The sequence below is a fragment of the Prosthecobacter sp. SYSU 5D2 genome (assembly GCF_039655865.1).
Lineage (GTDB): Bacteria > Verrucomicrobiota > Verrucomicrobiia > Verrucomicrobiales > Verrucomicrobiaceae > Prosthecobacter.
The window spans coordinates 268,155-294,163 of sequence record NZ_JBBYXL010000008.1; the positions used below are offsets into that span (position 1 = coordinate 268,155).

General features: G+C 60.1%; 21 protein-coding genes and 1 tRNA gene. 13 read left to right on the forward strand and 9 right to left on the reverse strand.

The genetic code is table 11. The annotated features are described in order from the left end of the window. Positions 1 to 65: 65 nt before the first annotated feature. The 3 genes from WJU23_RS15655 to WJU23_RS15665 are packed head-to-tail and all read right to left on the reverse strand — an operon-like array spanning position 66 to position 6,347. The gene (locus WJU23_RS15655) at positions 66 to 3,776 is read right to left on the reverse strand and encodes a serine/threonine-protein kinase (protein ID WP_346333539.1); all 3,711 of its coding nucleotides are present in this window, start codon (positions 3,774 to 3,776) and stop codon (positions 66 to 68) included. Positions 3,777 to 3,824: 48 nt separating this feature from the next. After that, positions 3,825 to 4,562: a sigma-70 family RNA polymerase sigma factor gene (locus WJU23_RS15660; protein WP_346333540.1), complete on the reverse strand. Its 738-nt coding sequence runs from the start codon at positions 4,560 to 4,562 to the stop codon at positions 3,825 to 3,827. A 51-nt stretch (positions 4,563 to 4,613) separates the two neighbouring features. Then, on the reverse strand, positions 4,614 to 6,347 hold the full coding sequence (locus tag WJU23_RS15665) for a lysine--tRNA ligase (protein WP_346333541.1): 1,734 nt from the start codon (positions 6,345 to 6,347) through the stop codon (positions 4,614 to 4,616). 175 nt (positions 6,348 to 6,522) lie between these two features. Here WJU23_RS15665 and WJU23_RS15670 point away from each other — a divergent pair, with 175 nt between their 5' ends. The 8 genes from WJU23_RS15670 (at position 6,523) to WJU23_RS15705 (ending at position 13,796) form a co-directional block, all read left to right on the forward strand. Next, positions 6,523 to 7,146: a DUF4433 domain-containing protein gene (locus tag WJU23_RS15670; protein WP_346333542.1), complete on the forward strand. Its 624-nt coding sequence runs from the start codon at positions 6,523 to 6,525 to the stop codon at positions 7,144 to 7,146. A 10-nt stretch (positions 7,147 to 7,156) separates the two neighbouring features. After that, complete coding sequence (locus WJU23_RS15675) at positions 7,157 to 8,218, forward strand: macro domain-containing protein (protein WP_346333543.1); 1,062 nt, start codon at positions 7,157 to 7,159, stop codon at positions 8,216 to 8,218. 76 nt (positions 8,219 to 8,294) lie between these two features. Continuing rightward, positions 8,295 to 9,593, forward strand: coding sequence for an FRG domain-containing protein (locus WJU23_RS15680; RefSeq protein ID WP_346333544.1), 1,299 nt, complete (start codon positions 8,295 to 8,297; stop codon positions 9,591 to 9,593). 535 nt (positions 9,594 to 10,128) lie between these two features. After that, positions 10,129 to 10,437 carry a type II toxin-antitoxin system RelE/ParE family toxin gene (locus WJU23_RS15685; protein WP_346333545.1) on the forward strand — a complete coding sequence of 103 codons (309 nt, stop codon included), beginning with the start codon at positions 10,129 to 10,131 and terminating at the stop codon, positions 10,435 to 10,437. Between the two features lie 225 nt (positions 10,438 to 10,662). Next, positions 10,663 to 11,547: an N-acetylmuramoyl-L-alanine amidase-like domain-containing protein gene (locus tag WJU23_RS15690; protein WP_346333546.1), complete on the forward strand. Its 885-nt coding sequence runs from the start codon at positions 10,663 to 10,665 to the stop codon at positions 11,545 to 11,547. Between the two features lie 15 nt (positions 11,548 to 11,562). Then, a complete protein-coding gene (locus WJU23_RS15695) occupies positions 11,563 to 12,255 on the forward strand; it encodes a hypothetical protein (RefSeq protein ID WP_346333547.1) in 693 nt (230 codons plus the stop codon). Positions 12,256 to 12,279: 24 nt separating this feature from the next. Next, a tRNA-Leu gene (locus tag WJU23_RS15700) sits at positions 12,280 to 12,363 on the forward strand. A gap of 767 nt (positions 12,364 to 13,130) precedes the next feature. Continuing rightward, positions 13,131 to 13,796, forward strand: coding sequence for a hypothetical protein (locus WJU23_RS15705; protein ID WP_346333548.1), 666 nt, complete (start codon positions 13,131 to 13,133; stop codon positions 13,794 to 13,796). A gap of 47 nt (positions 13,797 to 13,843) precedes the next feature. Here the strand turns inward: WJU23_RS15705 and WJU23_RS15710 are convergent, their stop codons facing one another. Together WJU23_RS15710 and WJU23_RS15715 are read right to left on the reverse strand one after the other, a co-directional pair. Next, positions 13,844 to 16,147 carry a DUF1592 domain-containing protein gene (locus WJU23_RS15710; RefSeq protein ID WP_346333601.1) on the reverse strand — a complete coding sequence of 768 codons (2,304 nt, stop codon included), beginning with the start codon at positions 16,145 to 16,147 and terminating at the stop codon, positions 13,844 to 13,846. Then, positions 16,042 to 16,860: a DUF1587 domain-containing protein gene (locus WJU23_RS15715; RefSeq protein WP_346333549.1), complete on the reverse strand. Its 819-nt coding sequence runs from the start codon at positions 16,858 to 16,860 to the stop codon at positions 16,042 to 16,044. Before WJU23_RS15715 ends, WJU23_RS15710 begins: the two co-directional genes overlap by 106 nt. A gap of 68 nt (positions 16,861 to 16,928) precedes the next feature. Between WJU23_RS15715 and WJU23_RS15720 the strand changes: the two genes are divergently transcribed. Further along, positions 16,929 to 17,264 carry a hypothetical protein gene (locus WJU23_RS15720; protein ID WP_346333550.1) on the forward strand — a complete coding sequence of 112 codons (336 nt, stop codon included), beginning with the start codon at positions 16,929 to 16,931 and terminating at the stop codon, positions 17,262 to 17,264. Between the two features lie 408 nt (positions 17,265 to 17,672). Here the strand turns inward: WJU23_RS15720 and WJU23_RS15725 are convergent, their stop codons facing one another. Both WJU23_RS15725 and WJU23_RS15730 read right to left on the reverse strand, forming a co-directional pair. Further along, positions 17,673 to 18,611, reverse strand: coding sequence for a hypothetical protein (locus WJU23_RS15725; RefSeq protein WP_346333551.1), 939 nt, complete (start codon positions 18,609 to 18,611; stop codon positions 17,673 to 17,675). A 119-nt stretch (positions 18,612 to 18,730) separates the two neighbouring features. Further along, positions 18,731 to 20,425 (reverse strand): exosortase/archaeosortase family protein, encoded by a 1,695-nt coding sequence (locus WJU23_RS15730; protein ID WP_346333552.1) that lies wholly within the window; start codon positions 20,423 to 20,425, stop codon positions 18,731 to 18,733. Between the two features lie 102 nt (positions 20,426 to 20,527). On the opposite strand from WJU23_RS15730, the gene WJU23_RS15735 reads away from it, so the two are divergent. Further along, positions 20,528 to 21,592 carry a hypothetical protein gene (locus WJU23_RS15735; protein ID WP_346333553.1) on the forward strand — a complete coding sequence of 355 codons (1,065 nt, stop codon included), beginning with the start codon at positions 20,528 to 20,530 and terminating at the stop codon, positions 21,590 to 21,592. Positions 21,593 to 21,620: 28 nt separating this feature from the next. Here WJU23_RS15735 and WJU23_RS15740 read toward each other — a convergent pair whose 3' ends face one another. Further along, positions 21,621 to 22,286: a hypothetical protein gene (locus WJU23_RS15740; RefSeq protein ID WP_346333554.1), complete on the reverse strand. Its 666-nt coding sequence runs from the start codon at positions 22,284 to 22,286 to the stop codon at positions 21,621 to 21,623. Between the two features lie 78 nt (positions 22,287 to 22,364). Between WJU23_RS15740 and WJU23_RS15745 the strand changes: the two genes are divergently transcribed. From WJU23_RS15745 to WJU23_RS15755, 3 genes are all read left to right on the forward strand, one after another. Then, positions 22,365 to 22,934, forward strand: coding sequence for a hypothetical protein (locus WJU23_RS15745; protein WP_346333555.1), 570 nt, complete (start codon positions 22,365 to 22,367; stop codon positions 22,932 to 22,934). 191 nt (positions 22,935 to 23,125) lie between these two features. After that, the gene (locus WJU23_RS15750) at positions 23,126 to 23,404 is read left to right on the forward strand and encodes a hypothetical protein (RefSeq protein ID WP_346333556.1); all 279 of its coding nucleotides are present in this window, start codon (positions 23,126 to 23,128) and stop codon (positions 23,402 to 23,404) included. Continuing rightward, positions 23,401 to 23,811 carry an HNH endonuclease signature motif containing protein gene (locus tag WJU23_RS15755; RefSeq protein ID WP_346333557.1) on the forward strand — a complete coding sequence of 137 codons (411 nt, stop codon included), beginning with the start codon at positions 23,401 to 23,403 and terminating at the stop codon, positions 23,809 to 23,811. Before WJU23_RS15750 ends, WJU23_RS15755 begins: the two co-directional genes overlap by 4 nt. A 130-nt stretch (positions 23,812 to 23,941) precedes the next feature. Here the strand turns inward: WJU23_RS15755 and WJU23_RS15760 are convergent, their stop codons facing one another. Beyond that, positions 23,942 to 25,723, reverse strand: a complete 1,782-nt coding sequence (locus WJU23_RS15760) for a glycine--tRNA ligase (RefSeq protein WP_346333558.1) — start codon at positions 25,721 to 25,723, stop codon at positions 23,942 to 23,944. Positions 25,724 to 26,009 lie beyond the last annotated feature (286 nt).

Genomic DNA, 26,009 nt, shown 5'->3' on the forward strand with positions numbered 1-26,009 from the left:
GGAAAAGGACTTGCTGTCTCAGTTCACCGCATTGCCTCCCATTCGTTACAACTTGTCGGATAAAATTATTCCGGCCACTGCGCCCGTTCATCCGGATCGCTGGCCAGCCACTTCATCCAGGCCCGTTGTAAGTCCTGGTCATCATCAGGCAGTGCCAGCACCTCGCTGCGGGCATCGTCAAACACCTCATAGCTCATCATCTGCAAAACGTTTTCCGAAGTCAGCCGCCATCCGCCAAAACCTTCTGCAAAACGCAGAAAGCAGTCTGGCAACGGGTGGCCATCCGTCGGCGGCAGATTCCAGACGTGGATCTCCCCCTTCTTTTGTACCGCCAGCGCGTGCCGTCCATCCTTTCCGAACCCCACATTGACGATGGCGGAATCCAGAGTATAACCACAAGTAGCAGGCAGAGATTTATCCAGATGCCAGAGGGAGATCCGGCCCTCCACCTCTGCAGTCAGCAGCAGCTTTCCTTCCGGCGATTCCGCAATGTGGCTGACCGGGCTGACATGTGTCAAATACGGCCCGTCGAGCTGTCCCGTATCCGCGCTAAAACTGCGCACCCGCAGATCCCGTGAATTGTAGCTAAAAAAGCTCTCCCCGTCCCGGGCATACACCGTTTTTATCCCGCCGGCCATGGCGCTGTCACTATGCCGGGGGGTGCGCATGCGGGCCTTGGGCTGCTCCTCCCCGGTCGCCACATCCCAGACATACATCAACGCATCCTGTGAGCCGGACACCGCCCGTGTCCCCGCAGCATCCAGGCTGAGATTCAGAACGTCTGACCGGCTGCGTGACTGCACTTTCCGCTCCGTCCCTTTCTCCAAATCATAAAACATCAGCATCCCGCCTTCATGCCCCGTCACCACGATCCGGCCATCCTGGCTGAAGGCGATGGCCGTCACGATCCCCGCATCGGGTTTGAGCTCATGCTTCACCTCCCCCGTTTTCAGGGAAAGCACGCTCAGGTTCCGGCGTGCGCCATCCAGGATCAGTACCTCCCCGCATTCAGGACGGACCGCCAGCCGGGTCACGGAGCTGGGCAGTGTCCGCTCATAATTCAGCTTCCAGGCATCCAGGTCTGCCACCCAGATCCTGGTTCCCCGCGTCATTACCGCATAGGCGCCGGCGGTTTCTGCAATCTCGTACGTCGCAGGCGCCCCCCCAGCTTGCACCAAGGGTGCTTCCGCCCGCCCCTGCCAGTCCAGGCGCAGCAGCCGGCCCGACTCCGTCAAGGCGTAAACGCCCTTCCCATCTGCCCGCAGCCCGCCATGCAGCAACGGCTCCCCACACCGCACCACCTTCGGCAGCAGCTTACGCGAACGGATGTCAATGACCGCCACATTTTCCGAATGGCACGTCACCAACAGATGCTCTCCATCCGGATGGAAGGACAGTCCGGTGACCACCCGGTGCATTTGCAAAGGCGCGCCCAATGTGGCCCCCGTGCGGCCATCCAGCAGTGACACGGTGGCATTGGGCTCCTGCGTCCCCACCGCCAGCATTTCCCCATCTGCGGAGAAAGCCAGAGCCCGCACGATATCCGGCATGCGCTCCGCGTGGATGAAGCCACCCTTCAGGGTCCGCAGCCGCACGTACCCGTCCCGGCCGCCCGTCGCTACGCGTTCTCCATCAGGACTGAGCGCCAGCGCATACAGCCTGTCATGGTGCTCCAGATTGCCATGCCGCTGCCCGGTCTGGGAATCAAACACCGGGGAAAAAGTATCTCCACCCGTCACCATCACCTTTTTGCCATCTGGAGTAAAAACCACTCCGCCAGTAGGAGCATGGCGCTGTACCGGCGCTTCAAAAACCATCTCCCCGGTCCGCGCATCGTACAGCCCCATGCGCGTATCCTCAAACCCCACCGCGATACGCGTCTCATCCGAAGAAACGGCTACGCTGGCAGGAACGGCAGGACATCGCACCTCCCACAGCAAGGCGGATTTGGACACCTGCCAGGCCCGGATCATCCTGTCCGTGCTAGCCGTATAAAGCAGGTCCCCGTCAGGTGAAAAACCCATCGCCGTCACCTGAAAATTTAGCGGTGGCCTGCTTCCAGACACCGTCGGCATCAGCAGCGGTCTGCCCCGCAGCTTCCCGTTCTTGACCCCCCAAACACTCACCTGGCTGCCGCCATCCGAGGAGCTGGCAGAGGCCACCCACTGCCCATCCGCAGAGAGGGCAAAGGCGGACAGCGCATCCGGCTGGACAAAATTTCGCACCGTCTCCGCGCTCCCCCGCTTCCAATCCCACAGTTTTAAGGTTCCGTTTCGGACAGAGGCCGTCAGGATCTGCCGTCCCTCCGGTGGCACAAAGCCCCCCTGCCAGACCGATTCATTGTGCCTCAGCGCAGGGTTCTCCATCACCCCCGCAGGGGCCTCGGAAAGGAGCACCATCAGCCGGAACATCGCCTCCTGGTTTTGCGGATCGGTGCGCAGCGCCCGGCACAGGAGCGCCACCGCCTCACCATACTTTTTGTTATTCGCCTTTTCCTGTGAGGCCGCCGTGTCCGACTCGCTGAATACCTGGCGGGTCCTTTTTTCCGCCTTCTCGGCCCGCATCGCCATGCCAAAACTGACCAGGGAACCCACAATCAGCACTGCCAGCGCCACCGCCGCCGCCAGCACCTGCCCGCGATGCCGCCGCACAAACTTGCGTGTAAGGTAGCCCAGGCTCGGCGGGCGGGCACTGACGGCCTCGTCTAACAAAAAGCGCCGCACATCCTCACCAAACTCCCGCACGGTCTGATACCGCCTTTCGCGCTCCTTGGCCAGCGCCTTCAGCACCACCCAGTCCAGCTCATTTTCCGTGCGCGCCGTGAGCAGTTGCAGTTCCTGCGCATCCGCCCCCAGCGTCGCCAGGCGGCGGGAAGGCCGCATGGGATTGTGATCCCGGATGGCCTTCACCCATTCATCCAGCCCTACCTGCGCCAGCTGCGCCCCGCTCAGCGGCGCATGCCCGGTGATCATCTCATACAGCAGCGCTCCCAGGGAATACACATCCGCCCGCGTATCAATGTTCAGCCCGCCATGCAGCGCCTGCTCCGGGCTCATGTATTCCGGCGTGCCCAGCATCTGCCGGGGATGCGTATAGAGCGTGTGCGGCGTCAGTTCCTGCCACAGTGCCTTGGCGATGCCAAAGTCAATGATGGTGACCTTTGGCGGCCCCCCGTCCTGCCCTGCCGCCACCATCACATTGGACGGTTTCAGATCCCGGTGGATCACCCCTTTGGCATGCGCATGCTCCATGCCCGCGCAGATGTCCAAAAACAAATGCAGCCGTTCATCCAGCTTCAGCCGGTGCTTCGTGCAGAACAGGTTCACCGGCAGGCCGTCCACCAGCTCCATCACAAAAAAAGGCCGCCCGTCCTCCGTCGTCCCCGCATCCAGCGCCCGGGCGATGTTCGGGTGGTCCAGCATGGACAGCGCCTGCCGCTCCGCCTCAAACCGCGCCACCACCATCCGGCTGTCCAGCCCCGGTTTGATCAGCTTCAGCGCCACCTGCCGCTGAAACGGCAGTGTCTGCTCCGCCCGATAGACAATGCCAAAACCGCCCTCGCCAATCGGCTCGATCAGCCGGTATCGCCCCACCATCTCCCCCTCCTCCCGCATGGGCTCATCCATGCTCAGGGGCTCTGCCCCTTCACTGCCAAAAAAATTCGCCGCCAGGCACGCCGGGCACAGCCACACCGGCCCCTCCAGCGGCATGGGCCGCCCGCAGTCCGGGCAGGAAACGGGCCGGGGCATCGGTTTGGTGGGAATATCGTCCATCATCGCATCCATGGCATCATCCCATCCGGGTTCATTCGTTACAGCGGGCCGTCATTTCATCAAAATGGCCTGCAGGTGCCGCAGCTCCTCCGCCACCTCCGCCTCCCCGTTTACCGTCTGGGAGATCACCTCGCACAGGGCGGAGCGGAAGTGTTTGCGGATGCGATACAGCAGCACGCGCGCATGGCCCTCCGTCACCTCCGCCTGGGCGGCAAGCTGCGCCATCGGCACCTTCGCCTCCCCACGGCTCAGCATCGGGATGAGCACCGCCGCCAGCTCCCCCTTCCCCGCCGATTCATAGTCCGCCCGCAGCCGGGCGATGGCCTGGTCCAGCACCATCAGCGCCCACCGCCGCTCATACAGCCGCTCCGGCGTGTCCACATGCGTCGGCTCCAGTTTGTACCGCTCCTCCGCCGTCAGCGAGTCCATGGAAAAGACCGTCCCCCCACCTCTCTTCTGCGCGGAATTTTTGCGATACTGCTTCGTCATCCAGTTCTGGATCGCCGTCAGCAGATAGGACCGTAGCTTGCCCTTGTCCGCCCCGCCCAGCCGCTCGATCACCTGCCGCTCCAGCAAATGCTCAAAGAACCCCTGGGTGATGTCCTGCGCATCCTCCGGCGAGGAGCCCCGCCGCCGCACATAGGCATACAGCGGATACCAATACTGCCGGCACAGCTCCGCCATCGCCTCCCGACGCCGCGTCACATCATCGCCGCTGGCAGCCAGGACGAGGCTCCATCGCGTCTCAGGAAAGCTCGCCTTCCCGCCTACTGACAGATCGTGAAACACACTCTGTCAGTGGAGCAAAATGCAACGCTACGCCAGCAAAGAAGTATAATATTAGTCCGCTTTCCGCTTCAGCTGTGGGAAAAGGACGACATCGCGGATGCTCTCCGCGCCCGTCAGCATCATGATCAGCCGGTCAATGCCGATGCCAATGCCACCCGCAGGCGGCATGCCGTGCTCCAGCGCGGTGATAAATTCCTCGTCAATCTTCTGGATCTCCTCGCCCGCCTGATGCTCCAGGCGCTCGCGCTGCACGATGGGATCGTTCAGCTCGGAATACCCAGGACTGATCTCCTGGCCATTGATGACCAGTTCATACACATCCACCACGGACTCATCCGCCGTGTTCTGCTTGGCCAGCGGCACCAGTTCCTTCGGCACATGGGTGACGAAGAGAGGGTTGAAACTCTTCTCTTCCACCAGCTTTTCAAAGACCTTCTGGTCCAGCTCATAGTGTTCATCGCCCGCATGGATCTCATGCACGCCCAGACCCTGCGCACGCGCCACCTTGGCGTCCTTGTCCAGCGTGAACCAGTCCTCCCCGGCGGCCCCTTTGACGAGGTCCCGATAGGGCGTCCTTTTCCACGGCCGGCTCAGGTCAATGAACGCGTCCTCGCACAGCGTCTCCAGCTTCGCCATCATGCCCGCAAAGAAGCCCCGCTGCCCCTCATTAAAGCCGCCCTCGCACAGCCCCAGGAAGCGCCGCAGCTCCTCCCGCGTGCCCTGCGCCACCGCCGTCGCATTGTGGTGATCCAGCTCATTCAGCGCCTTGTGCGCCGCTGCTACCACCGCCTGGAATTCCGTCGCCGCTTCCGGCGTCAGCGTCAGATGATGCTCCTGGACCAGACGCGGAATCATGAACAAAATGGCCCGGATCTCCGTGGACCGGTTCCGCTTGATGCGCAGCCCGCCGCAGAACTTCTCCGCCAGATGGCAGATCAGGCTTTCCACCAGATCCGCCATCTGCTCAAAGTCCGAGAAAGCCCAATACGCCTCCAGCATCGTGAACTCCGGATTGTGCCGCCGGCTCACCCCCTCATTGCGGAAATTCCGGTTCAGCTCGAACACCCGCGTGAAGCCGCCTACCAGCAGCCTTTTCAAATAAAGCTCCGGCGCGATGCGCAAATACATCTTCTGGTCCAGCGCATTGAAATACGTCTCAAACGGCCGCGCCGCCGCCCCGCCGGGAACGTCCTGCATCATCGGCGTCTCCACTTCCATGAAATCGCGCCCATGCAGAAAGTTGCGGATCTCCGCCACCATCTTGCTGCGCGTCACAAAGATCTCCCGGCTCCGGTCATTCGAAATCAGGTCCAGATACCGCTGGCGGTACTTGATCTCCCGGTCCGCGATCCCGTGCCACTTGTCCGGCAGCGGCCGCAGCGCCTTGCCCATCGGCGCCAGCGTCTTCACATGGACGGAATTCTCCCCCTTCTTCGTCACAAAGCTCAGGCCCGCAATGGCCACAAAATCGCCAATATCAATCTGGTGGACAAAAAGATCATAGACCTCCTCGCCCACATCATTCTTGCTCAGGTAGCACTGAATGCGGCCCGAAATGTCCCCCACATCGAAGAACGTCGCCTTCCCCATCTGCCGGCGCGACAGAATGCGCCCCGCGATGCGGACCTCCAACCCCTCCGTGAAATTCGCCTTCAGCGTCCCCGGATCATGCGACACCTCAAACTTCCCCCCAAACGCCGCAATCCCCCGTTTCTGCAGCTCCTCCAGCTTGTGGCGGCGAAATTGGAGCAGTTCGGATTCAGTGTGTTCAGGAGCAGGTTGCATGGTCAGTCAAAGAATGGGGCGATGTCTTTAGCGCGTCTCCCAGCTTTTACCATGGCAAAATTGAACCCTTGATGCTGGAACCCTGCCCTGAATCACCAAAACTCCCCTTTCAATCAGATCGAACTGGCGACTCCCGCCCTCAATGTTTAAAGTAGGCTCTTCACTCACTGCCCTTATGAGTCTGCGTCCAGAGCAAACGGCCATCTACCACATTACCGATGTGGAGAATCTGGCCAGCATTCTGGCAGCGGGAGGTTTGTTTTCGGATGCACGCCTGGCGCAAAAGCAGCCAGGCACGGTAATTGGTTATACACACATCAAGGAAAGGCGGATGAAGGAGATCCGGGTGCCATGCTGCCATAACCGTTTTGTCGGAGAGTTTGTACCATTTTATTTCTGCCCGCGCTCGCCAATGCTTTACACCCTGAACCGTGGCAACACCGGCCGCCCGGAAGGGTGCCAACGCACGGTGGTTCATCTCGTCAGCCATGTGGCAGCAGGAATTCGTTTAGGCCGTCCCTGGGCGGTGAGTGACGGCAACGCAGGCGCATTTTACACCTCATTCCATGCCTCACTTGAGGCACTTGCGGATCTGGACTGGTCCGCCATCCGCACGAATGACTGGCGGGGCCGAACTCATCAAAAAACGGCGGAGTTTCTGGTGGCGGACAGCTTTCCCTGGACGGGCATTCAGGCGATTGGCTGCCACAATGCAGTCGTGGCTGGACAGGTCCGCGATTTGCTTCACAATCAGGCCCACAAGCCGCTGGTCAGTGTCCAGCCCGGCTGGTACTATTAAAAAAACCATCATGATCGAGTTCACCCAAGGCAATTTGCTAGAAGCCCGCGCTGAAGCACTGGTGAACACAGTGAATACCCAGGGCGTGATGGGCAAAGGCATCGCCCTCCAGTTCAAACAGGCGTTTCCCACCATGTACCGCGAGTATGAACGCGCCTGTGCCGCAGGCGAGGTGGAGCTTGGCAAGATGCATGTGGTGGATCTCGGCGGACTGGTGGGCGGCCCCCGCTGGATCATCAACTTTCCGACCAAAGGCCACTGGCGCGCCAGAAGCAAGATCACGGATGTGGACAAAGGCCTTCAGGATCTGGTGCGCGTGATCCGTGCAAACGGCATCCGGTCCATCGCCCTGCCGCCTCTGGGCTGCGGCCTGGGCGGACTGGACTGGAATGACGTGCGCCCGCGCATTGAGGCAGCTCTTTCCCAGGTGCCTGAAGTCAAGGCCTTGGTCTTTGCGCCAGGCGCTGCACCTGCCGCCGAGGCCATGCCAAACCGCACGGAGCGGCCCAAGATGACCATCGGACAGGCCGCGCTGATCGCACTGATGGACCGCTATTTAAAGGGCCTGCTGGATCCCTTTGTCAGCCTGCTGGAGATTCACAAACTGCTCTACTTCCTCCAGGCCGCCGGGCAGCCGCTCCGGCTCAAATACACCGCCCAGACCTACGGCCCCTATGCCACCAACCTGCGGCAGGTGCTGATCCGCATGGAGAAACACTACACCCAGGGCTATGGCGACGGCAGGGACACGCCCACCAAACCCATCGAGCTGCTGCCAGGAGCGGTGGAGCAGGCCGAAGCCTTCCTGGCCGCCGACTCCGATACGGTGCAACGGATGAACTGCGTCACCACCCTGATCGAAGGTTATGAAGATGGCTACGGCCTGGAACTGCTAAGTTCAGTCCACTGGGTCATGACCCACCAGCCCGCCGCAAGGACCGATGCCGATGTGGCCGTCAGGGCCGTCCAGTCCTGGAACACCCGCAAGAACCGGACACTGAAAGAAGAGCATCTGCTAAAAGCCTGGCACCGCCTCACCGATTTCGGCTGGGACAAAGCGGTGAATGTCTAATCCAAAGTGACTACATCTTTCTTAAACCAGTCATAGCCCCCTGCACCGCAGTTCATGCTTGACATCCTTTTTTCTAATGAAATCGATTCAAAGTGAAAGAGAATTTTCGCAAGCATTAAATTTGTGGGGAGATGATGTAATTTATCGAGGTCAGGTGAAACATTACACCAAGGATAATACAACATCAATTACAACATCCTTCAAACGTAACGGGTGTCATCCTCCCTCTATGCAGAGATGGCTTCACTACTGTGGGGAAGCTTTGCACAGTCTAAATTGTGTAGAAGATACTGAAGATATTGCAATGGAATGGATTCAAGCACTATTGCAACACTACGGGTGGCGGTCATTTTATATTGATGTTACAAAGGATATCAGCGTGGCTGCATGGTTTGCATGCAATGTATATGAAAGTAAAAATTTTGTTAATTTAGAAGAGGACTGTAATGAGGTCGGTGTGCTGTCCATTGTTAATAAAGCTCATTATGTGCCAAGCGTAAAAGATGGCTATATTTATGTTATCTCGAAAAATGCACTCAACAAATGCGGGGTGGGCGTTATAGATTTGTGCCTTATCGAGCCCAACGACTTTAAACCCCGCTATTCTTGTCAAAAAGGTCTATTAATCGGGCCATGTGATGAGCTTCCTCCGGAGACTATTTTAGATGTTTTAAAAGTTGATTTGGAGGTTTTGAAAAGCATTTCAAAACAACATGCCTTAGACAACTTGTTTCCAGGTCGGGATAAAGATGTCATTTATAAAATTCTTTTGTCGGTTCCATTTACGCCGCTACCATCCACAGATTCGAGCCGAATAGCAGTATATAGAAGAGCTCTGCAAATCCCAGAGTATGACTTCAGATTCACAAAGATAAATAGTTCAAATGTGGCTTACTACAGCGGTGAAATGATTTTTAAGGAGCCTGATGAAATTGCAGATATAATAGTACATGCGTCTGGATTTTTACTTTACCATACAACTATTGACATAGACGATGATATTAGCGGATTATTATCGCTGCTGGGTGGTGGAGGAAAGCTGATTGTAGAGTGCAGCGACTTATTGAGACTCCCCCCGTTCCACGACAGTCCACTGTACATAAAGGGTGCGCATCTTCAATTGTTTGAAAACGGGGATATTTGCATCAGTGGAATGTCTGTCCAACAAAGCGGCACTCAAATAACAAGTATGCAGATAGACAATGGTTGGTATTATCGCCAGGTAAATAATCGGCTGATTAAGGTCCCTGATCCTAGAGATTGTCCGTGTAATTATAAACGCAGACACCTGCTGATCGTTACTATATTAAAAAAAGCTAATTTAGATTTAGTTAATGGAAAGATTTTTTTCGATAAAGGTATCTATCATTACTGAAGGAAACGGAGTCAGTCAGCGACTCTTGAGAGATTGAACCATTCATCCGGCAGTAACCCCGCTTTCCCCCAGCCCCAACGGGGCGAAACAACAAAGCCCAGGGGCATCGCCCTGAGTCCAAGCGCATCCGATCCTCCCCACATAGAGCCCTGCAAGGGCGAGACACCCCAGCCCGCCTGCACCCCAAACTGGCCTCCTCCTGACTGCCCACCAATTCTTTCGCTGCCTTCACTGCCTCCCTGCCCCTCTGCGGTAAAGCTGGGTGGCCCAAGACCCTCACGCATGTTTCCTTTGCCTTCACCACTTGCGTAGATACCTTGCTCTAAATGAATGCCACCCTAACAGCCCCAGCAGAGGAGCTTCTCCGTGAGCAAGTCGCCAGCGGCCATTTCGCCTCTGTTGACTCGGCCTTGGAGGCTGCTGTGCAGACCGTGTTTGGGAGGCGTGCAACCCACGCCCTGGAAGCTCTCCTGGATGAAGCGCTGAGTCACCAGGGCAGACGGGTACCCGTCGCTGAACTGCGGAACAGGCCCGCATGAAGACGGTTGTATTCAATCCTGTGGCGATTGAAGATCTGGACGAAATCACCCACTACATTGCTCAAGACAACTCGGTCGCAGCGGAAGCTGTGAGGTGGGATATTCTGGATACGGCCGAGAGCCTTGCCCATCAGCCAGGCTTGGGCATTCGCCCCCGGTTCAGTGCGGTGCGCTTCGCCGGCATTCGATTCCTTCCGTCGAACCAGTATCCAAACTATCTTCTTTTTTATCGCGAGCTGGAGGATGAAATCGAAGTGCTGAGGATCCTGCATGGTTCAAGGAATCTTCCTGCCCTCTTTGAATAAGAGGCGCCTCACTCCCGCCCCCTTTCATTCTCTGCTTCCACTGCCTCTCTGCGGTAAAGCTGGGTGGCCTAGGACGGGCTGGGTGGTGCGGGTTGGGCCGCAGAGGGGCGGAGGGGCAGAGAGGGCAGATGATCTGAATGGAACTGTGACCTTTTCTATCCCGGCATTCACGATCAAAAATTCCAGAGGTTCGACAGACCGGCCCATCCAGCTTAATCTAACGTCATGAACCGCCGCACCCTCCTCCAGGCCCTGGCTGCCAGCTCCCTGCCGGGCCTTCTGGCGGCGGGTGAGCACCTGCCGCAGAACCTGACTTTCATCAACCCGGGCAAATTTGACCGCATCGTGGACCGGGCGCTGCGGGAGGACTGGCAGCGGCTGCCCATCGGTGAGCGGATGACCCGCGCGGCGCTGGCCATGGAGGGCACGCCTTATGTCGGGTTCACCCTGGAGATCCATGACCGCATCGAATCTCCCAGTGTGAATTTTGACGGGCAGGACTGCTGGACGTTTTTCGAGATCGCCCTGGGCCTGGCGCGCATGCTGGCCCGGAAGCAGGCGCGCTACATGCCGGCGGATCTGCTGCGGCAGATCGAGACGACGCGCTATCGCGGCGGCGTCTGCAACGGCGGTTACCTGGACCGCATCCACTACCTGGACGAGTGGTTCCGGGATAACCAAAAGCGTGGTCATTTAAAAAACATCACCGCCAGCCTGGGGCGGACGATGCCGCTGGAAGGGCGGCGCATTGATGAAATGACGGTGCTGTGGAAGAGCTACCGCTACCTGAAAAACAACCCTGGCCTGCGCCAGGGCATGGCGGAGATCGAGGCGGAACTGCAAAAACACCCGTTCTATTTTCTGCCCAAGGAGGCCGTGCAGGCCGCCGAGCCGCGCCTCCAAAACGGCGACATCATCGGCATCGTCACCCGCAAGCCGCATGTGTATTGCAGCCATGTGGGCCTGGCGGTGCGCACGGCGGACGGCGTGTGCCGTTTCATGCACGCCTCTCAGACGCATAAGCGCGTGCTGGTGGACAAGTCCGTGTCCGCCTACCTGGCCGACTTCAAAAGCCATGCGGGAATCGTGGTGGCGCGGCCGCTGGAATGATGCCACACTCTTCTTATGATCCTCGCCGAGCTAGATCCCATCCAGATCGCCATCATCGTCATTGCCATGGGCGCAGGGTTTGTGCAGTGGCTGTGGGGGCTCATCAAACAGAACCTGGAAGACAAAAACCGCCGGAACGAAGCGCCGCTCAGCCCGGAGGAACGCGCGGCCCGGGAGGAAGCCTGGCGCAGGCAGGTGGAGCAGTCCCAGCAGGGCCAGGGCCAAGGCCGTGGGCGGCCGCAGCGGCCCGCCCCGCAGGCCCCCACACCCGCGCATGACCCCTGGTCCACTGTCCGGGACGTGTTTGAGCAGTTCAAAGAAGAAGCCCGAAAAGCCCAGCAGCCCGACGGCCCGCCTCCCCTGCCCCAGCAGCAGCGGGAACAGGAGCGCCCGGCCCCGGCCCGCCGCCCGCATCCCGCCACCGTGCGGGCCGAGGTGCACCCGGTGCCCGTGCCGCCGCCAGTACCTGCGGATGCCTTCCCCTCCGGCTCCGTCAGGAGCAGCCCGGCCAGCGTCACGCCGCCCGTCTTCTTTGCCACGCCTCCTCCGCCCCGCACCCTGCGGCCCAGCCTCCATGAAGCCGGACCCGACTTTCGCGGCCTGCGCGAAAAACTGCACAATCCGGCCTCCCTCAAGCAGGCGGTTTTGTTCCGCGAAATTCTTGGCCCGCCAAAAGCCTTGCAATCCGCCGGAGATTCGCCATTCTAAGCGTTCCTTTGCAAGACAGCACACGCCGGTGTGGTGAAATGGTAGACGCGCTAGACTCAAAATCTTGTTCCGAAAGGAGTGTCGGTTCGAGTCCGACCACCGGCACCACCCTCAAGAATCGTTGATTCACGACGATCTGAAAACGAGGGCAAGGTTTTTGACAGATAGGTCGTGGCGTTTCACAGGCCAGGCACTCTTCAAGCAATGCATAAGCAATGCATAGCGAGTGCAGAAGCACAGCATATCGAAGCCGTGAAACTCTGGAGCCAGCCCTCTTGCATGCCTCCAAAAAGCCTGTGCGCCAACCCTTTGAGGAGGACCTGAAGGGTGTCTTGTAGAAGGCCATGTAGAGGGTCTTGAAGGAGCGCTCATTCCACTCTACAAGAGGCTCAGCGGAGGAAAATGCTGCCCAGGAAGCCACTGAAACGACCGGTTTGGGCGTTGCGTGAGGCCTTTTTTAGGAATTTGGCTGGGAAAACGGTCATTTCGCGGGTGGAACCGTCACTCAAAAGGCGCTCTGAGGGCCTGGTCGCATCCCACGCAGCCAACCCAACCCCCAAGTCCGGCACCAAGCCCACCACCAAGTCCACCACCAACATAAGGAGAAAGGCTAGAAGGAAAAAGACATGAAAGAGAAAGACATGAAAGACCTTTCGCCTCGCTTCGCGAGGCGAAGGGGGGTCTGTTTTCCAGCAGCAAGCTGCGTCTCATGCTCTGGCAACGGGCTTCCAAACACAGTCTTTCCCCAGCAGGCTGATCCTGGCTGCATTGAGAGCTTGCGGCTGAACGGGGGATCAAGCTGAGGCCGGTTTGCCGCAGCGTTTTCTGCACGGCAGTCTGGCCAATCTGGACTGGCTCCTGGTATATACCCGCTGATGTTTAAACGACTGTCCAAACTCCGCCGCTTTCTCCTGGCTTGCTGCCTGCTTTTTGGCCTCTGGTTTTTCATTCCGCGCCAGGCGAACATGGAGGACTTCGATCCGGCTCGCATGGGCAGGCTGGAGTCCGACATGTGGCGGCATTATTATGACAAAAGTTATGCGCGCATGGCGGGTGCGCTTTTCCTCGCCTCCCACGGCCAGTATGGGTTCTCACCCTGGGACAGTCTGCGCATGGCGTGGCACGCCGCCCAGGCCGCCCGCCGGACGCAGCCCACCCAGCCGCGTGCGCAGGCCTTCGCCGTGGGCATTCCGCCATTAACGGAATATTACCGGATCATCCAAAAAGCCACCGGTGCCGCCTGGCAACCGGAGGATCTGGCCCCCATGGAGCTGGAGTGGTGGGTGCAGCGCCGGGAAAACGCCACCTGGCAGCAGTATGGCGAGACCATCGCCCGCCTCACCGCCAGGGCGTACGATGCGCCCCTGGAGCGCGTCCGCCCCGCCTGCCTGCTGCGCGCTGAGATGATGGACTACCGCGACCAGCGCCGGAATGGACTCATGACCGCCGAAGACTGGCAGCACATCACCACGGAGCTGGGAAAATCCTGGGCGCTGCTCAAAACCGCTGTGACGCCCCAGCCTGCACGGCGTGATCCATGAGCAGCGGCGGCCTCGGGACATGACCAGCCTTTTTCACAGGCTCGAAATCAGCGGTCCGCCACGACGGGTTCATTGCGGCGATGGAGGAACTGGCGGCTGGAGATGATTTTCAGCACGGCGGCGGAGAAGCGGCTGCCCTTTTGCTGAAGCGCTGACTGGATGTCGGCGAGCAGGCGTTTGTCACTCGGCAGGACCTGGCGGCCAAGGGCGTAACCCAGGAGCTTGCGGCTGAACTGGTGGTCAAGCTGGGCCTGGTTTTGCCGCAGGTAATCGCGCAGTCCGGCAAGGCCCTGGATGCGGGTGCCGTCCTTGAGCTCGCCGCTGTCATCAATGCGTGCGCCGGTATCGTCGCTGCTGCGATGACGGCCGATGGGGTCAAAGGTTTCCAAAGCGAAGCCGAGAGGGTCAATGCGGTCATGGCAGACGGCGCAGGCGGCATCGGCGCGATGCTGCATGAGGGCCTCGCGCAGGGAGGCCGGGTGGGTGGTCTCCTTCAGCTCCGGAATGTCCGGCGGAGGCGGGGGCGAGGAGAAACCCAGCACGATCTGATAAAGGTAATCGCCCCGCAAAACGGGGCTGGTGCGGTGGGAGCGGGAGGTGCGGGTGAGGATGGCGCCCATGCCCAGGAGGCCGCCGCGATGATGGGAGGCGACCTTCACCTCACGCAGTTCGTTTCCCCGAATGTCCGGGATGCCATAGTGGCCGGCCAGGCGCTCATTTAGGAAGCTGTAGTCTGCGGCGATGATGTCGGTAACGGGCCGGTCCTCACGCACGATGCGGGTGAAAAATTCCACCACCTCCGCCTGCATGTCCGCGCGGAGTTCGGGCGTGAACTGGGGAAACTTTTCGGCATCCACAGCATCGTGTTTTTCGAAGCCGCTGAACTTCAGCCACTGGCCGGCAAACTCGCGCGCCAGGGCGGCTGACTTGGGGCTTTTGAGCAGACGTGTGGCCTGGGCTTCCAGGACTTCCGGCTGCAAAAGACTGCCATCGGCGGCGGTGGCGAGCAGCTCTGCATCAGGAATGGAGGACCAGAGAAAGTAGCTGAGACGGGAGGCGACTTCGTGTGCGGAAAGGGCGATCTCGGCGGCCTGGCTGTCCGTCTGGGCGGGCAGGGTTTCGGCTTTGAAAAGGAAGTACGGGGAGACGAGCACGCGCACGAGGATCTCACGGGCGGCGGACTCGCGGTCCATCTCCTGGGCGCGGCAGCCGGAGTAAAGCTGGGCGAGCTTTTCCTTCTCGCTGTCTTCCAGAGGGCGGCGCCAGGCGCGGGCGGCAAAGTCCTGCACATGCTGCAGCAGTGCAGCGTCGTATTGGGCCTGCTGGCCGGGATTGAGATCTGTTGTGGCGACGAGGTGCCAGTCCGTCCTCAGCGCGGCGAGATGCTGCCGGTCCTGCTCCCCCAAGAGCTGGCCGAGCTGGTCATCGTCAAAGTAATAGACGCCGATGCCGGGTGTCTGGCGGTGCATGTTTTCAGCGACGATTTGCAGCCTGCGCTCAGAGACATCGGCAAAGGCCTGCCCCAGGGAATTGAATTCGCCCATGGTGCGCTGGGCGGCCTGGGAGCCGCGTTTCCAGATGGTCAGCACACCGGGCATCACGCGGGTGACATCGCGCGGCACATCCGTGGTGAGGGTCCACTGGATGGTGGCTTCCTCCACCTCAGGGTTTTCCATATCCAGGCGGGTGTCCACGACGATGGATTCCGCGCCTTCAGGCAGTGGCAGGGTGCAGACGGTGGGAGCGGCAAAGGCGAGCACGTGCGGCTCTATTTCCCGTCCCGGCTGAGGGTGTTGTCCATACCCGGCGCGGACGCTTTCCAGCTCCTGGATGCGGGCATGGAGGGTGCTCAAATCTGGCGGTGGCGGAGTGGTGGCGGCCTGCGCTTTCAGCTCTCCAAGCTTTTGGTTAGTCCAATCGAAGTAGCTGTGCTTCTGGCCGCCGACGGTGACTTCGATGTGGTTGATGAGGGCGATGTCGCCTTTGTTCCCATCCGCGACATCGCCGAAGCAGAGATGCACGTGGGACTTGCCGTGCACATCCGCCCGCATGGGATAGGGAATGACGCCGTCGCTGTCCTGCTGCCAGCGCTGGACGCCTTCGCCAGGGCGCTTGGGATCATTCCAGGAGAGCAGGCCAGCCTCGATGACCTTGATGCGCTCGATGGCGGTTTTTTCATCCGCAGGCAGCTCGCGCCAGGCGACGCGGGTGAGATCCAGGAAGCGTGATTTGGGCTCGGTGTTGTTCAGGTGACGCCACCAGTTAAAGAGGAAGTGGACGCTGAGGCCCATGTCCTTGGCGAGCTGCTCGCGCGGGATCTGGTGATGGCGGTGCTTCCAGCAGGCGAGCATGTAATCCGCCTGGCGCATGGGCTCAAAGTCCTTGGGCAGATGCGGCGCGGCCTTCTGCTGATACCAGATGTATAGCGCCTGCTGGGCATGGGCCTGGATCTGGTCCGAGCCGCGCAGGCCGATGCGCGTGGGATGAAAGGCGATGCCGGTGCCGGGAAGGATGGTGGCGTGATCCGCGACCTTGCGTGCGGCAGTGAGGTATTTGTCAAGCTGGGACGGATTAACAAAAGTGTATCACCCGTGTTGGCGAACCCTTCGCCACCGCCGCCATCGGGCTGGAACTCCCCGGCCAGGCGCAGGTCCTGGCCGGTGAGATCACGCAGGCTGTTGTCGTATTCGGCATTGGTGAGCCTGCGCATGGTGACCGGCCCTGGGTCGCCGGAGCGGGCCTCGGCCAGCGCATCCAGGGAATGCCGCACCCAGCCGGTGATGTACTTCCTCTCCGTGTCATTTAGCGGGGTGGCTTTTTTCGGCGGCATGTCTCCTGCCTCGATGGTGTCCAGGACCTTGCCCCACAGGTCAAACTCCACTTCCAGATCAGGATCTGCGGCGAATTTTTGGAGATCCACGCCGCCCTTGGTTTTCTCGCCGCCATGGCAGGAATAGCAGCGCTCCGCCAGGACGGGTTCGACCGCCGCCCAGTCTGCAGGGCCGCCCAAGAGCGGGCTGGCAACAAGGCTGGCGATGAGGAACAGCGAAGGCAGGGAGGTCATTGGCGATTTGACAGGGCGATGACATTACGTGGATAACCAGGGCATTCCAACAAAGTCGTAGCCCTGGTTTGTGTGACGTGGCACCAGTCACAAGAGATTCAGATAACCTTTCGGAAAGCAGTTTAGTGGGGCTGTCAGAGGAAGGTCAACGGGCACTGCTTATTTTTCCCAAAACCCTGCGCGGTTTTGCAGGCAAAAGGGTGGTGGGCATCAACTATGACCTTTTGCACCAGGAAGAGGCCGCCGAGCCCGAAGCACCTGCGCCCCCACGCCCGGCAAGGCAGAAATTAAGGCTCGTCAAAAAGCCGGTGCCTAAACCCGGTGAGAAAGCCCAGGAACCGAAGCAAGCCGATAAGGTGAAAGCAACGCCCAAGGCCAAGGCGAAGCCGAAGCCAAAAGCATAGACACAGGCAAAAGACACACCGGGCAAACGCAGTCCGGGAAGAAAGGATCCTCGTGTTTTGATCAAGCAGGCCATGACTCAGCTCAGCCAGGGAAAGGAGGTGGCGGCTTACCAGACGTTGGAAATGGCCCTGGAGTCATGGCCAAAGAAGGTGGCCGACAGACAATAACGCTGTCATTACCGAGGGTAGGCCGCCTGCAAAGCCCGCTTCACTCCCCTGTCCGCGCGGTGAGCTGGGGAGGGAGGAATTCGCGGATAAAGGTTTTCATTTCCTCCAGGCTGCTCAGCCCGGCAAAGGCATCTCCACTGTCTGGCGGAGACCGCCGCCTTGATGGACCTGCTCCAGAGTGCCGACTGCATGTGGGTGATCCTCTGGCCCGCTTGGTTGCGGGCTGGCTGATGATTCAGCCTACGTTCCCCACAACCTGGCAAGAAGGGAAAACACCTCGGGGTCGTGCTTCTCCAGCTCCGCCCGGTTAAAAGGAAACATGTCGTTGCGCGAAAAGTACGCTTCCGTGGTTTCAGCGAAGTATTCCTGCGGATTCACCAACGCATACGCGCGCTTCATGTTGCTGCGCCCTTCGCTATCCCTGACCTCCACCCGCTCATACTTGCCGCTGGCTTTAGCTTGTTGATAGGCGCTTTTGACCTCCCGATTGCCAAAGCCCATCGGCAGTACGCGGAAGTGGTAGGCATGAGCCAGCTCATGCAGGGCAAAGTTGGGCATCCGGCGTGTCTCCGCCTCGAAGATCCGCACATTGGTCAACTCCACTCCCTGGGCCATTGCGGCATCGCGGCCGTTGTCGGCCAGCCAGCGGGCGTCAGGATGAAATTCAGCCTTGGGTGCCACACCCGGATACTCGGGGTTCATCCACAGAACGACCTTCTGCAGTTCAGTCACTGCTTTGGGTGGAACCACGCGCACGATCTTGTCCAGCTGGTCTCGCAACAGCTGGAGCGCCTTTTCGAGCGCGGGCGCGTCCTGTTCGATCAGTTTCGTATTCACCTGCACTCTCCAGCCTGCGAGGAGGCGCTCCTCATGCGTGTCTGGTCCCGCTGAATTTTTAGAGGCCGGATGATAGTGAAAAGTCTGGAGTGCGACGCTGCTGACGACCTCAGTTTCCTTGGCTCCATCCACAATGACAAAGCGGTGTCCGATGGTGGTCAAGATCATGTGATCCTTGCCCGGCGCGACCTTGCCATTTGAAGCGCGGTGCCCGTCGGGGGCAATCCAGAATATCTCTATGGAGTCTGACCCCTTGTTGAAGATATGAAGCCTAGTCTCAGCCACGGCCTGCGCTGAAAGTGAAAAGAACAGCAGGGCAAAAGAGAAGAAGACCATTTTCATGTTCACAGGATTGTCGCCCGGAGCGCGCTGGCGTCCAGACCGGAATTAGACCTGACGCTGGTCAGGAGGCAGGCTCGCCTGTCGGCAGCGCCAGGATCCGGCAGGTCATCCAGCCCGCTTCACTCCCCTGCCCGCGTGGTGAGCTGGGGCGGGAGGAATACGCGGATGAAGGTCTTCATGTCTTCCAGGACACTAAGCTCAGCATAGGGATCTTCCATGCCCAAAGGCTGTTCTTTCATGGGGCCAAAGAAGGAGACGAGTGCCCAGCGGTGGTCGCGGTCGTTCAGGAGGGCATCGCGGTAGGACTTGGCCACATGCCCGTCAAAGGAGGCGGCGGTCACACCGGCAGAGCCAAGATACCAGTAGATGTTCAGGGCGCGGGTGCGGGTGACCTGGCCGCTGGCGTTCTGCACATCCCGGTGCATGCGCAGCAGAGTGGCCTCCACCGGAGTGGGGAGGCCGCATTCCACCTCCACGAGAGTCTTGCTGGTGATGACCCAGCCCTGGCCGGGGAGACAGACCTGCGGCTCATGCAGGGAGCGTTTTTCCGCACCGCTGAGCACCAGGGAGGCGAGCACGGCGCGGTCCTTGGTGAAATAAAAACGGCGACCGATCTCCACGCCCTCGTTCAGCACCTGGCGCTCCTTGGCCATCATGGGCATGTCCTGGCTGTCATAGTCGCCCAGCCGCTCCGGCAGGTCCAGGACCACGGGTGGCTCTCCCACGCGGTAGGTGGTGTCCGTCAGGGCGCAGAAGGCCAGGCCGCCGCCGCAGATGAGCATGGCCACCGTCAGGGGCAGCCACGGGCTCTTCGGCTGCACAGTCGGGCCCGCCTCCACAGGACCGGAGGCGCGGGCGCGCCGGGCCTGCCATTTCTCCAGCAGGGTGGCGATGACAAACATGCCTGCCAGGGCCACGCCGAAGACGGCAAAACCGGCCAGGGTGTGAAAGGCGCTCATTTCCTGCTGCCCGTCAATGTTCCGCCCCACGGCGAAGTCCACACCGAACCACCGGCTGCCGAGCGTGAGCAGGATCATGCGGACAAAATTCCCCAAGACCGCCAGCGGAATGGCACTGGCAAACAGGATGGCACGTGGCAGCCAGGCCTTCAGCGACAGCCAGCCATACAGCGCGCTGATCATCATCAGAGAGAACAGCGAGCGGATGCCGCTGCACGGCTCCTCCACATCCAGCTTGAAGAGAGCGCCCTGCTCCAGTCCACGGGCGGCATCCGCAGCGGAGTGCAGACCGGTGCCGTCGCGGATCACATCCATGCCCACCAGGTTCAAAAAACCGGAGGAGGCCTTCGCCGTCAGGATGCGCAGAGGAAAGGCCAGCCGCGTCTCCAGCGGGATCATAGGCCACATGAAGACCAGGAACATCCAGGGAAAAATGAGCCACTTCAGCCAGTGCACGCCGCCCAGCATGAGGATGAGGCCGAGGCTGACGAGCTGCACGGCCATGAATCCGGGATAACCCGTATCCACTTTGTATCCGGCCCAGTAAACAAACATGCCCAGCACCAGCAGCGGCGCGCCCAGCCAGGAGGCACGCAGCGGCAGTTTCTTCAGGTCCGCACGCATCCGCCACACCAGCCAGACCACGATGGGGGCGACAAAGAGACAATAGACCCATTCGGAATCCACCTGGGCTTTTTTGACGATGCCCATGAAAATGCTGGACCGCCCGGCGAATTCCCAGTGCTGATAGGGCCAGAAAATGGCCAGGATCAGCAGCATCAGCCCGCCCGCTCCCCAGACGATCAGGTTGGTTCTCGAATTCGGGGCGGCAGGCGCTGGGGGGGCTTCACTCATGGGCGATGGGCGGAAGGCAGGAATCATGCCTGCCACGGGGTGAGACATCTGTCCACGTTCACAGGCTGGAAATTATTTGAGATTGCGCTTAATTCCCCCCACATGGCTGATCATCCTCGCTCCACCCCCTCGCGCAAGCCCCTTTTGCAAGACGCCCCTCCCGCCCCTGAAACCGTGGCCACGCAGTCCCGTGTCCTGGTAACCGGCAGCCGCGCCACCAAGCAGGAAGCTGCGCCCGTGGTGAAAAGTGCCTCCTGGAAACCGGTGGTCGCCGGACTGGTGGTGCAGGCAGTGGTGCTCGGTGCTGCGCTGGCTTGGGGGGCGAATTATTTGCGCCAGCATACAACCGCCTCCGGCACCAGCGGTGGCACCGGGAGCAGCCCTTCCTTGGAAAACGCCCTGGAGCGGACTAATGCCCAGATCTCCGCCCTGCAGCGCCAGCTGGATGCGCAGGATGCCGAGCGCAGCAAGACCCAAGGCCGCCTGCAAGAGATGGCGGACCGCATGGCGCTGGTGATCCAGCAGTCCTCCTACTCGCCCTCCGCCGAAAAGCCGCGGGCGACGAGTGACGATGCCTCCCAGGTGGCGGCCATGCTGCCCAGCGTGACCCCGGCCACCGGGGAACTGATTTTGATCAAGGAGCGCAACCGCCTGACCTCCTATGCCGACAAGGCCATCGCCACCGGCAGCCGGCAGTCGCTGCAGGCCCTGGTGGAAGCCATGATGGACCCGGAAATGCAGCACCTGATCCATGCCGCCCAGGCCGAGTTCAAGCGCGTGCAGGCGTATTATGACATGGGCATCGGCATTGACCCCGGCTACACCCTGCCCGTGCGGGAGCTTTTCAAAGACAGCACGGCCGCCCGAGAGGCGGACCTGACCCCGGCCCAGCTGCACGGCGTGCTCCAGGACCCCAAACTGCCCTGGGAAGCCCGCCTGCGCGCCGCCTTTCTCCTGCGCTCCAGCACGGATCCTGAGACGAACAACCTGCTGCTGAAGTCGCTCAAGGAAGACTCCATCCTGGATGTCGCCAAGCAGGCCCAGATCACCTTTGAAAACCGCGTCGGCCGCAAATTTCGCCTCTTTGACATCCCCGCCATCGAGGCCTGGTGGCAGGCCCAGGGCGGTGAAAAACCGGCGGTGAAGATGCTGGATCCAGAGAAGTGAGAGGGGCAGGCAAGCTCGCCAGGCTGTCTTATTGCATCGCTGGCAGATCCGGCGGCTTGGGGGCTGCGGGGGGCTCTTTTTTGCCGCGCAGCATGAAGAAGAGCAGCAGAAGTCCGGCTACCAGCATCACGGCACTGACGACCAGGTTTGGCTCCCCGCCATCGGTGATGATGATGAAATCCGGTGCCAGGGAGAGGTCCAGTTTGGCCAGTTTTTCACGGGTCTTGCTGTCGGCATCAATGCCATACTGAACCAGTCCGGTGATCTGGCGCGTGGGGAAGAGGGCGGAGAGAAGATCTGGGGTGAGGTCGTCGGGTGACTTCATCGCGCCCAGGGTGTTCATCTGGGCGATCAGTCCAGGATCTTTCGTCTCCAGCAGCACCAGGGCAGGTTTTTCGGAGCGGTCTCCCACGGCCTCCACGGAAATGTAGAGCTCCTTGATCTCATCATTCAAGCGGGAGGTGGTGTAAGCACTGTTCAGGAGGTTGAGCTGGGCCTCGGACAGGCTCACCCATTCGGCGTCCGGGCGCTTTTCTTCATATTCTTTGAAGGTCATCTTCAGAGGCTCCCGGTTTTTCAATGCCGTGTACAGGCCCTGCCCGCCACCCCAGATGAGTGCTATGGCAACAATGAATCCAAGGCAGCCTAAACTGATAAAACCACGGCGGGAGGTCGGGAAGGTCGGGAATTTCATGAGGAGCACTACTTCATGACATTTCAGCATTTACAGGCAAGATTTTTCTTGGCAAAAATCCGTAATCCCTGACCCGACATGAATGCTCCCATTTCTCCCCCTCCGCTGCCGCCAGCAAGCCCGCCTCCGCTTCCGCAGACTGCCCAAGCAACCTGGAGCCAGGATGAGCTGAATGCCTACCTGGACCGCCCGCTGAATACCGGCGGAGTGCCCATGCCCGGCACCGAAGGGCTGACACTGCGGGATGTGGAGCATGACATTCTCAAGGGAGGCCGCTTCATCATCCATCACTGGTGCGTGTCTATCATCCTCCTCACCTTCACCCGCACCACGCCGGTGCGATACTTTCGCTCCTGGCAGTCCGGTTTTGGCCAGGCCGCTCTCTACAGTGTCATTTCCATGTGTTTTGGCTGGTGGGGCTTTCCTTCAGGCCTCATTTTCACGCCCATCTGCCTGTGGCGAAACAGCCGTGGCGGCACCGATGTGACACCGGAAATTTTGCAGCAGATCCTGGGCCCCACCCGTGCCCAGAACGTGCTGAGCAAGGCAGCACCGCGCAGGGCAGACCTGGCCCACGGCCTCCTCCTGGCGCTCGGCCTGCTACCGCCGCTGGGGCTGATCTTGCTCATCATCCTTTCGGTGAGGTAAAGGTTTATCTTCTCAGCCTATAACGAAGACAGGAAAGGACTGGAAAGTCAATTCTTTCGTCGCCGGGTTTTCTTCCCCAAAAGGGGCGGACAGGAAGTTTTCGGTTAGCACTTCGTGCACAGATCCAGCTTCGCAAAACAGGGGGCGAGGTGAGACTTGCCAGATCTGCCATCTCCTGACATATTGGATCCATGACAATTAGCACCCCAAGTCATGAGGCCGAGCTTCTGAGGCGTGTTGTGGATCCTCAGCGGGCGGGTTGGTCGCGCGAGGCGGCGGAGGCCATCCTGGCCCTTTCTTTTCCCTCCTCGGATCAGGAGCGTGCCAGTGAACTGGCTCAAAAAGCCGGTGCGGATACCCTGACGGCTGAAGAGCAGCGTGAAATGGAAGACTACCGGCATGTGGGGCGGCTCATTGAGCTGATGCAATCGCGCGCGCGTCAGTCCCTCAAAAATCTCAGCGCCGCGTGAGCCGGGTTGATTCAGTCACTGCCCAGCATGTCCGTAGCCGCGGGGTTGGCCGCTGTGAATACTGCCGCTTTCCCGAAGTGGTGGCGGCTTTGCCCTTTCAGATGGATCATATCATTGCTCAAAAACATGATGGCCCTTCTGATGAATCCAATCTGGCCTTTGCCTGTTACCCTTGCAATTCGTCCAAAGGGCCGAATATCGCAGGAATTGATCCTGTGAGCGGTGAGATCGTCCGGTTATTTCACCCACGTCAAGATGTGTGGAAGGATCACTTCGCCTGGAAAGAGGCCTGGCTGTTTGGCATAACCAACTTTGCGCGTGCGACCATCCAGGTTTTGAACATCAACGCTCCTGAGGCAGTTGCTTTGCGCGAAAGTCTCCTGGAGGAAGGTTTTGTGTTTGAGTGAGGGTCCTTTGGCCTGAGGGGGAATATCAAGGACGGGCGGCATAAAAAAGGCCTCCGGATGCGAGCATCACGGAGGCCGGTTTGGGGTGGGACTCAGGTCAAGCTGGTCAAACCTGTCAAGACATCCCGCCTCAGCTCACCGCCGCCAGAAGCTTGGGCAGGAGGTCGGAGATTTTGATGCGTTCTTGCTCGCCGCCGTCGCGGTGGCGGAGGGTGACGGTGTCCTGGAGCTCGGGGCCTTTTTCGCCGAGGGTGTCGAAGTCAATGGTGATGCCGAAGGGGGTGCCAACTTCGTCCTGGCGGGCGTAGCGGCGGCCGATGGAGGCGGTCTCGTCGTAGAAGACGTTCATGTGCTTCTTGAGGAGGGCATAGACCTCGCGGGCTTTGGCGACGAGCTCGGGTTTGTTCTTCAGCAGGGGGAAGACGCCGACTTTGATGGGGGCGACGCGGGGGTGCAGGCGGAGGACGGTGATGACTTCCTTTTTGCCTTTCTCATCCACTTTTTCGGTTTCGTTGAAGGCGTTGGCGATGATGGCGAGGGCCATGCGGTCGAGGCCGGCGGAGGGCTCGATGACGTGGGGGACGTAGTTGCCTTTGAAGAGGCGGTCGAACCAGGCGCGGACGTCGGCTTCGGGCATGGGCTCGCCTTTGACCTTGGCCTGCTCGGCGGCGAGACGCTTCTGGATGAGGGCTTCTTTCTGTTCGTCGGTCAGTTTGGCGGCAGCGTTTTTGAGGTCTTCGTCGAAGACTTCCTGGGTCTTGCCGCTGGCGGTCTGGTGGGCAGTCAAATCGAAGGCGCCACGGGCGGCGATGCCTTCCAGCTCCTCGGTGCCGAAGGGGAAGTCGCACAGGATGTCCACGCAGGCGCGGGCATAGTGGGCGAGGTCATCCGGCGTCTGCCAGTAGTACTCCAGCACGCCGCCGAGGCCGATGCCTTCATAGAAGCTGGTGCGCTGGGCGACCCAGTAACGGTGCCACATGTCCCAGCCCCAGTTGGGCTGAGGCTCGCTGAGATCGGCGGTCTCGCTCCACTGGGCGACTTCGCCGCTGATGATCTCGACGGCTTCATCGGGCTTGATGAAAAATTCGAGCTCCATCTGCTCGAACTCGCGGCTGCGGAAGGTGAAGTTCTTCGGCGTGACTTCGTTGCGGAAGGCTTTGCCGATCTGGCAGACGCCGAAGGGGACCTTCATGCGGCTGGAATCGAAGACGTTTTTAAACTGGGCAAAGATGGCCTGGGCGGTCTCCGGGCGCAGGTAGGTGACGTCGTCCTCGGTCGCGGTGGGGCCGAGGTAGGTCTTGAGCATGAGGTTAAAGGGACGTGCGGGGCCGAGTGCGCCGCCGGTTTCCGGATGGAAATCCACGCTGCCTTCGATGGTGTCGCCTTTGGCTTCGCCTAACAAAATGATCTCTTCGATTTTGCCTGCGGCCTCGCCCGCATTGGAGGCAATGAGGGTGCGGACGCGCTTGCGGAAGCTTTCGATGTGCTCGCCCTTTTTCATGAGGACGGAGATGACGCGGTCCAGCTTCCAGCCGGTGGGGGCCTCGGCACCTGTGTAGTTCATGATGACGCCTTCCTGCGGGTCCACATGATCGGCACGGACGCGTTTGTTGGTGAGGGAGCACTCGCGCATGAGGTCGGCGAAGGTGTCCACATGGCCGCTGGCCTTCCAGATGGCGGGGTTCATGAGGATGCTGGCATCCAGTCCGAGGACGTCTTCACGTTCGCGGGTCATGGCATTCCACCAGGCGGTGCGCAGGTTGCGCTTCAGCTCGGCACCGAGCGGGCCGTAGTCCCAGACGCCGCCACAGCCACCGTAGATTTCGCTGCTTTGGAAGATGAAGCCGCGGCGCTTGCAAAGAGAGACGATTTTCTCCATGAGGGCGGTGTTGTTCTTGGTGTCGGTGGACATAAGGGGGAGGAATGACGAATGACTGAATGACGAATGACGAACTGAATCCTGGCTGGAACCGGCTCGACAAGGGGCGCGTACGGAGCGCGAGAGCGGCGATTTCGCAAGGGAAAGGTGGCGCTCTTGGATAACCGCCGATGGCGTGGGGCAAAAAATCACCCGGTTCATCAGGTCCGGCTTAGCCGCAGGGTCCTGACTTATCATCCTCAGTGGGGTCAAAGTCCTGGCAGAACTGCCCTTCGCCAGCAAAGTCCTCCGGCATGGTGCACCGGGTGCACCGGTGGCG